This is a genomic window from Streptomyces sp. ActVer (assembly GCF_027270795.1).
Taxonomy (GTDB): Bacteria; Actinomycetota; Actinomycetes; order Streptomycetales; family Streptomycetaceae; genus Streptomyces; species Streptomyces umbrinus_A.
The window spans coordinates 1-7,736 of the sequence record NZ_JAPWHT010000471.1 but is presented as its reverse complement, the minus strand read 5'-3'; the positions used below and the strand labels follow the sequence as shown (position 1 = coordinate 7,736).

The 7,736-nt window shown below is 70.6% G+C and carries 8 protein-coding genes and 1 pseudogene; 4 read left to right on the top strand and 5 right to left on the bottom strand.

Going from position 1 to position 7,736, the window contains the following annotated elements; all coding sequences use genetic code 11:
• A partial coding sequence (locus tag O3Q52_RS44330) for a biotin carboxylase N-terminal domain-containing protein (RefSeq protein ID WP_269654187.1) occupies positions 1-890 on the bottom strand: 890 nt, incomplete at its 3' end.
• A 427-nt stretch (positions 891-1,317) separates the two neighbouring features.
• On the opposite strand from O3Q52_RS44330, the gene O3Q52_RS44325 reads away from it, so the two are divergent.
• Positions 1,318-1,836 carry a hypothetical protein gene (locus tag O3Q52_RS44325; protein ID WP_269654186.1) on the top strand — a complete coding sequence of 173 codons (519 nt, stop codon included), beginning with the start codon at positions 1,318-1,320 and terminating at the stop codon, positions 1,834-1,836.
• A 34-nt stretch (positions 1,837-1,870) separates the two neighbouring features.
• Here the strand turns inward: O3Q52_RS44325 and O3Q52_RS44320 are convergent, their stop codons facing one another.
• Together O3Q52_RS44320 and mmpB are read right to left on the bottom strand one after the other, a co-directional pair.
• Positions 1,871-2,491, bottom strand: coding sequence for a nucleoside triphosphate pyrophosphatase (locus O3Q52_RS44320; RefSeq protein ID WP_269654185.1), 621 nt, complete (start codon positions 2,489-2,491; stop codon positions 1,871-1,873).
• A 31-nt stretch (positions 2,492-2,522) separates the two neighbouring features.
• Positions 2,523-2,651 (bottom strand): morphogenic membrane protein MmpB, encoded by a 129-nt coding sequence (mmpB, locus tag O3Q52_RS44315; protein WP_269654184.1) that lies wholly within the window; start codon positions 2,649-2,651, stop codon positions 2,523-2,525.
• A gap of 175 nt (positions 2,652-2,826) precedes the next feature.
• Here mmpB and O3Q52_RS44310 point away from each other — a divergent pair, with 175 nt between their 5' ends.
• Positions 2,827-3,957: an SGNH/GDSL hydrolase family protein gene (locus O3Q52_RS44310; protein ID WP_269654183.1), complete on the top strand. Its 1,131-nt coding sequence runs from the start codon at positions 2,827-2,829 to the stop codon at positions 3,955-3,957.
• Between the two features lie 83 nt (positions 3,958-4,040).
• Here O3Q52_RS44310 and O3Q52_RS44305 read toward each other — a convergent pair whose 3' ends face one another.
• Entirely contained in the window at positions 4,041-4,247 is a 207-nt protein-coding gene (locus O3Q52_RS44305) for an acyl-CoA carboxylase epsilon subunit (protein WP_269654182.1), read from the bottom strand.
• Between the two features lie 41 nt (positions 4,248-4,288).
• Positions 4,289-5,887 (bottom strand): acyl-CoA carboxylase subunit beta, encoded by a 1,599-nt coding sequence (locus O3Q52_RS44300; protein ID WP_189837323.1) that lies wholly within the window; start codon positions 5,885-5,887, stop codon positions 4,289-4,291.
• Between the two features lie 321 nt (positions 5,888-6,208).
• Between O3Q52_RS44300 and O3Q52_RS44295 the strand changes: the two genes are divergently transcribed.
• Together O3Q52_RS44295 and O3Q52_RS44290 are read left to right on the top strand one after the other, a co-directional pair.
• Complete coding sequence (locus tag O3Q52_RS44295) at positions 6,209-7,123, top strand: biotin--[acetyl-CoA-carboxylase] ligase (protein ID WP_269654181.1); 915 nt, start codon at positions 6,209-6,211, stop codon at positions 7,121-7,123.
• 216 nt (positions 7,124-7,339) lie between these two features.
• Positions 7,340-7,736: pseudogene (locus tag O3Q52_RS44290) on the top strand (hypothetical protein); the annotation flags it as partial.

Below are 7,736 nucleotides of genomic sequence, written 5' to 3'. Positions count from 1 at the left end.
GGGTGCTCCACCTGCAGGCGGGTGTTGACCTCCAGGAAGGAGATCGTGCCGTCGGTGCCGACCAGGAACTCCACGGTCCCGGCGCCGACATAGCCGGCCTCCTTGAGGATGGCCTTGGAGGAGGAGTACAGCTCGGCGACCTGCTCGTCGGAGAGGAACGGCGCGGGCGCCTCCTCGACCAGCTTCTGGTGGCGGCGCTGCAGCGAGCAGTCGCGGGTGGAGACGACGACCACGTTGCCGTGGGAGTCGGCCAGGCACTGGGTCTCCACGTGGCGGGGCTGGTCGAGGTAGCGCTCGACGAAGCACTCGCCGCGGCCGAAGGCGGCGACGGCCTCGCGGACCGCCGAGTCGTAGAGTTCCGGGACCTCTTCGAGGGTGCGGGCCACCTTCAGGCCGCGCCCGCCGCCGCCGAAGGCCGCCTTGATGGCGATCGGCAGCCCGTGCTGTTCGGCGAAGGCGACGACCTCGTCGGAGCCGGAGACCGGGTCCGGGGTGCCGGCCACCAGCGGGGCGCCGGCGCGCTGGGCGATGTGCCGGGCGGCGACCTTGTCGCCCAGGTCGCGGATGGCCTGCGGCGGCGGGCCGATCCAGATCAGCTGGGCGTCCAGGACGGCCTGGGCGAACTCGGCGTTCTCGGAAAGGAAGCCGTAGCCGGGGTGGATCGCGTCCGCGCCGGAGTCCTTGGCGGCCTGCAGCACCTTGGCCATGTCGAGGTAGCTGGTCGCGGGGGTGTCACCGCCCAGCGCGAACGCCTCGTCCGCGGCCCGCACATGCAGTGCGTCCCGGTCCGGCTCGGCGTACACCGCCACGCTCGCGATACCGGCGTCTCGGCACGCCCGGGCGACACGAACAGCGATTTCGCCACGGTTGGCGATCAACACCTTGCGCACGTTGGCTCCCTCTCCTTGAAACAAGCCGAGTTTAGGGACTGCCGACACGACGTATCGACCCGTCCCCGGTGGTGAGCTTGCCCACACGGAGCGTGATACGAGGCCCGCTCGTCCGCGAAATCCCTTGTCGCACCGCGGTACGCAGGGGGCTTCCCAAGAACCCTAGCCCTCCGATGTGGCCAAGGTCTCTGTGAGAGCGTGCTGCGCCCCACTCCGTTTCTTTGTGGAGTCCCTACGAATGGCCCAACGAATCTTTGCCCTCCGTAGATCCCTTGTCCCGCGGTTTACCCGTTAGTAGCGTGCAGGCTGCTGAAGAAAGTCTGTGGCCCGAAGGGCCCCGTTGAGGGGCGGTGGTCGGGCGGCGGGTGGGAGTACTTGAGGTAACAGCAGTTTTGGTCGAGCGGCAGTCGGAAGAGGGTGGGGACCGGTGGTGCGCAGACCGGTGGCATGGGTGACCGCGATCGTGCTCTTCGCGGAGGCGATGGGCATCGCGTTGGTCAACTGGTTCATGGGGATCGTCGTAGACCGGCAGGACATGTCCCTGGCGGGGCTCGACTCGGACGTGATGTCCACGTCGTCGAAGGTCGCCGGCCTGCTCTTCGGCCTCTACTTCGCGCTCTGCGGTGTCGTCGCGCTGCGCGTGGCCCTGCGCGACCGCGCCCCCGCCGGCGTCGGCCGCATCCTGCTGTTCAGCGCCGCGGTGGTGCACGCCCTGCTCGGCGCGTTCACGGTGGGCCTGGTGGGCTGGGGAGCGTTCGTCTTCATGATGGTGGTGCTCGGGCTGATCGTGCTCATCTTCATGACGTACGACCGTCGCGAGGGCACCGTCTCCGACGCCGGGCCGGACGACGCCAAGCCGGACGGCGGCGCGACGGACGGTGGCACCGCGAACGGGGGTGGCGGCGGGACGCCCGTCATCCCGCCTCCGGCGCCCTCGACTTCCTGACCGCTGGTCCGGCACGTCCGTCCCGCCCCGCGCGTCACTTCTCGCGCGGGGTCCACAACTCCGTGATCCCGACGCCCAGTTCGGCCAGCAGACGGCGTACCAACGGCAGCGAGATCCCGATGACGTTGCCGTGGTCGCCGTCGATGCCGTCGATGAACGGGGCCGAGCGGCCGTCGAGCGTGAACGCCCCCGCGACATGGAGGGGCTCGCCCGAGGAGACGTACGCGGCGATCTCGGCGTCGCTGGGCTCGCCGAAGCGGACCACGGTGGAGGCGACCCCCGAGGTGTGGCGCCCGGCCGTCGTGTCCCATACGCAGTGCCCGGTCTGGAGCGTGCCCGCGCGGCCGCGCATCGCCTTCCAGCGTGCGGTCGCCTCCTCGGCGTCGGCGGGCTTGCCGAGCGCGTCGCCGTCCAGGTCGAGCACCGAGTCGCAGCCGATCACCAGGGCGCCCTTGACCTCCGGCCTCGCCGCCACCACGGACGCCTTCGCCTCGGCCAGCGCGAGTGCCAGTTCGGCGGGGGTCGGGGCGGTCACGGCGTCCTCGTCGACCCCGCTGACGATGACCTCGGGGGCGAGTCCGGCCTGGCGCAGCAGTCCGAGCCGGGCGGGGGACTGGGAGGCGAGGACGAGTCGGCGGCGTGGCTGATCAGTCATGCGGCCAGGGTATCGGCGGGGCCGGGGCGGCTCACATCACGCCGAGCACGATCATCGCGAGCACCGCTGCCAGCGCCATGAGAACGCCCAGCCGCCGCAACATGTCCTGCATGTCACGCAGTTCCTTGGGCGGCTCGTTCTCCGGGTCGGACCACAGCATGCCAACGATCGTGACTCCGCCGCGGGCGCGGGCGCCTGAGTACGCGTACTCATTTTGAGCAAAAGGGTCTGGGGTTTCATTAAGGCCTGCCTCCCTGCTACCGTTCCGGGCATCACTAAAGGGACTCTGATTCCATTAGGGAGCGGGTCCTGATCCTCTCAGGGAGGGATGTGCCGTGTTCACCACCGCCTGGACCGCCTCGCCCCAGCTGCCCAGCACGGGTTTCACGCCCAACTGGTCGCAGGAGGGCTTCTGGCGTCAGTCCCTGCGCCAGGTCGTCCGCCTCGGCGCGGGCGGCGACCGGATCCGTATCCGCCTGACGAACGCGTACGGGACCTCGCCGCTCCGGATCGCGGGCGCGACGGTCGCCCGTACGGCCCGCGGAGCCGCCGTGCGGCCGGACTCGGTCCGGCGGCTCACCTTCGCGGGGTCCGCCTCCGCCGAGGTCCCCGCGCGCGGGGAGATCATCGGCGACGCGGCCGAACTCGCTCTGGAATCAGGCGAATCGGTGACGGTCACCCTCCATCTGGACGCCGTCACCGGGCCCGCCACCTTCCACGCGCAGGCCTTCACCACCAGCTACCGGGGCGCGGGAGACCTCCTGGAGGACACCGGGGGCGAGGCCTTCGACGAGGTCAGCGAGTCCTGGTACTTCCTGTCCGGCGTCGACGTCTCGGCGGGGCGTACGGACGCCGTGGCCCTGTTCGGCGACTCGATCACCGACGGGTTCGGGTCCACGCCCGGTGCGAACCGGCGCTGGTCCGACGCCCTTGCCGAGCGCACGGGGCGGCCCGTGCTCAACGCCGGCATCGGCGGGAACCTGCTGCTCAACGACTCGGCCTGGTACGGGGAGAAGGGCGTCCGGCGGGTGGAGCGGGACGTGTTCGCGCTCGCGGGCGTCGACACGCTCGTCGTTCTGCTGGGGCTCAACGACATCGGCTTCAGCGAGACGGACGAGCAGCCGACCTATCGGCCCGCGCCGCTCGTGGAGGTGAGTGAACTCGTCGCGGGGCACAGGGAGTTGATACGGCAGGCCCGGGAGCGGGGGGTTCGGGCCGTGGGAGCGACCCTGCTTCCCTTCGGCGGGTCCGATCACTGGGGGGAGCGGGCGGCGAAGGTGAGTCACGAGCTGAACGAGTGGATTCGTTGCTCGGGGGAGTACGACGCGGTCGTCGATCTCCACCGGGTCCTGGGCGATCCCGCCTCGCCGGATGTGCTGTGTGGTGCGTACGACTTCGGCGATCACCTGCACCCGAATGATGTCGGGTACGAGGTGATGGCCGAAGCCGTCGCCGTGGTTCTTTGACCGCGGGTCGTGTGTGGCTGGTCGCGCCCACGCGGCGGAGCCGCATATGTCACAGCCCGGCACCCCTGAAGGGGCGCGGCCGTCTAACCGGGCCAGTACGTGCGGGCCCATGTCTGCGGGCCCGGGGTGGGCAGGCGCCTCTGTGCCACTCGGGACGGGTCGGACCAGGCCGGCCGGTCCTGGGGCGCGCCGGGCGGGGAGGTTGCCGCCGCCGCGGCGCGGGCCTGGACCACCGCCAGTGCGGCGGCCAGCTCCTCGGGGGTCGGGTTGCCCCTTACTACCTTGATCATGAACGTTCCCGCTCTCGACTCGTCTGCTCTCGACCGGCGTCCTACAGGGGGATGTTGCCGTGCTTCTTCGGCGGCAGGGACTCCCGCTTCGTACGCAGCGACCGCAGGCCGCGTACGACGTGGGAGCGGGTGTCGGACGGCAGGATCACACCGTCGATGTACCCGCGCTCGGCAGCCGTGTAGGGGTTGAGGAGCGTGTCCTCGTACTCCTGGATCAGACGGGCCCGGGTGGCCTCCTGCTCGTCGGCGGGGGCCGCGGCGATGGTGCGGCGGTGCAGGATGTTCACCGCGCCCTGCGCGCCCATCACGGCGATCTGGGCGGTCGGCCAGGCGAGGTTGAGGTCGGCACCCAGGTGCTTGGAGCCCATGACGTCGTACGCGCCGCCGAAGGCCTTGCGGGTGATCACCGTGATCAGCGGGACCGTTGCCTCCGCGTACGCGTAGATCAGCTTCGCGCCGCGGCGGATGATGCCGTAGTGCTCCTGGTCCACGCCCGGGAGGAACCCGGGGACGTCCACGAACGTGATGACGGGGACGTTGAAGGCGTCGCAGGTGCGGACGAAGCGGGCCGCCTTCTCGCTCGCGTCGATGTCGAGGCAGCCCGCGAACTGCATCGGCTGGTTGGCGACGATGCCCACCGGGTGGCCCTCGACCCGGCCGAAACCGGTGAGGATGTTCGGCGCGAACAGCGGCTGGGTCTCGAAGAACTCGGCGTCGTCCAGGACGTGTTCGATCACCGTGTGCATGTCGTACGGCTGGTTCGCGCTGTCCGGGATCAGCGTGTCGAGCTCGCGGTCCTCGTCCGTCAGGGCCAGGTCCGCCTCCTCCGGGAAGGCGGGCGGCTCGCTGAGGTTGTTCGACGGGAGGTAGGACAGCAGCGACTTGACGTACTCGATCGCGTCCTTCTCGTCGCCCGCCATGTGATGGGCCACGCCCGACACAGCGTTGTGCGTGCGTGCGCCGCCCAGCTCCTCGAAGCCGACGTCCTCGCCGGTGACCGTCTTGATGACGTCGGGTCCTGTGATGAACATGTGCGAGGTCTGGTCGACCATCACCGTGAAGTCGGTGATCGCGGGGGAGTAGACCGCGCCGCCCGCGCACGGGCCGACGACCAGGCTGATCTGCGGGATGACACCCGAGGCGTGGGTGTTGCGGCGGAAGATCTCGCCGTACATGCCGAGCGCCGAGACGCCCTCCTGGATACGGGCGCCGCCCGAGTCGTTGATGCCGATGACCGGACAGCCGGTCTTCAGCGCGAAGTCCATCACCTTCATGATCTTCTGGCCGTAGACCTCGCCGAGCGCGCCGCCGAAGACCGTGAAGTCCTGGGAGAACACGGCGACCGGGCGTCCGTCCACCGTGCCGTAGCCGGTCACGACCCCGTCGCCGTACGGGCGGTTGTCCGCCAGGCCGAAGTCCGTCGAGCGGTGCTGCGCGAACTCGTCGAACTCCACGAAGGAGCCCTCGTCCAGCAGCAGCTCGATCCGCTCACGAGCCGTCAACTTGCCCTTGGCGTGCTGCTTTTCGACGGCACGTGCCGAGCCGGCGTGCGTCGCCTCGTCGATGCGGCGCCGCAGATCCGCGAGCTTGCCCGCGGTGGTGTGGATGTCGATCTCATGCTGCTGTTCCGGCTCGGACATCGGGATGCGGCTCCCTGCCTGCTCAGTGGGGACGTGAGGGTGAGGTGACACGAGGTGCTTCGGACGTGCTGAACGCTGCTGGGCGGTGCTCAGCAGGGGGGTTGGCTACTCATCCGTAGCGTAGTGGCGTGCCTACCGTTCGGCAGTGCGGCGTTTACCACACACCCCTCCCCTTCGCGCTGTACGATCAGTGCGTCGCGACAGGACATGTCGGAGGGGTGGCATCACGAGAGTGATCGAGCGCCCGTGAACCTCAGCCCGTCAGGGCTGGAATCCGTCCCCTTCTGCGGGACGGAGGATGTCAAACCTAGGGTGGGTTGCATGACGACGCCACCAGGTGCACAAGGAAACCCGTCCAACGAGCCGGGTGAGCCGAGGTCGGGCCGCTGGTCCGACCTCGGCCGGCCTCCCCTCAACGCCGCCTCTCTGCGCCGGGCCCTGGTGCGAGACGGGGGACTGTGGAGTTCCCTCGACGTGGTGCCCGTGACGGGCTCCACCAACACCGACCTGGCAGGCCGCGCCGACGGACTCGCCGAGGGCACGGTCCTCGTCGCCGAGGAACAGGACGCTGGGCGGGGGCGCCTGGACCGCCAGTGGACGGCACCGGCCCGCTCCGGCCTCTTCTTCTCCGTCCTGCTGAAACCGACCGGGGTGCCGGTCGAGCGCTGGGGCTGGCTGCCGCTGCTCGCCGGGGTCGCGACGGCCACCGCGCTGTCCCGCGCCGCCGGGGTCGACACGGCACTCAAGTGGCCCAACGACCTGCTGGTCACGGTGGACGGCCAGGAACGCAAGACCGGCGGCATCCTCGCCGAGCGTGCCGGACCCGACGCGGTCGTCGTCGGCATCGGCATCAACGTCACGCTCCGCGAGGACGAGCTGCCCGTGCCGGGCGCGGGTTCGCTCCTCCTCGCGGGAGCGACGACCACGGACCGTGACACGATCCTGCGGGCCGTGCTCCGGTCCCTCGGCCAGTGGTACGAGAAGTGGCGCAGCGTGGGCGGCGACCCGGCCAGGTCCGGCCTCCAGGACACGTACGCCGCCGGCTGCGCCACGCTCGGTCGGGTCGTACGGGCCGAACTGCCCGGCGACAAGTCGATCACCGGAGAGGCGGTGGCCGTGGACGGCGACGGACGGCTGGTCCTGGCCACGGCGGAGGGCGTGCAGCAGCCCGTGGGCGCGGGGGACATCGTGCATCTGCGGCCGGCGGGCGACACGGGAGACGCGGGGGACCGGTGACGGACGTGCCCACAGGGGTGCGCGGGACACTTCGTGCCTGGTGGTGAGCAAGGAGCGCGTACGGGCCGTACGTGTGGGGGTGGGCCGCCGGACCTACGCGGGAGGAGTGGGCCTCGGGCCGTCCGGCCTCGGCGGTCGGGAGTGAGCCAGAGCACACCTGCCGTAGAGTTGAGGCCGGTCGATACCTGACCGCGGCAGATCGGAAGGGCAGCAGGCGTGACCGTCGACGACACGGGCTCCGGCACGGGTGACACCGCCTCCGACGGTGAGCCGGGGCGTACCACCGGGTCTGTCGCCGACACGGCGGCCGCACGCATCGATCGGGCCGAGGCGCACGCGCGGGTGGAGGAACAGGACCGAGTGGACGCGCAGGACGGCCGAACGGACCGGGCGGAAACGCCGGACCGGACGGAGACGCCGGACGGGCCGACGGGTGCGCCCGAGGCATCGGATCAGGCAGGTCAGCAGGAAGGTCAGCAGGCTGATCAGGTAGAGGCGTCGGGTGGGACGTCGGCCGCGGGCCGGGCGGAGGGCTCGGGCCGGATGGAAACCTCCGGCCGGGCGGAGGGCTCGGGCCGGGTGAAGACCTCGGGCCGGGTGGAGACCTCGGGCC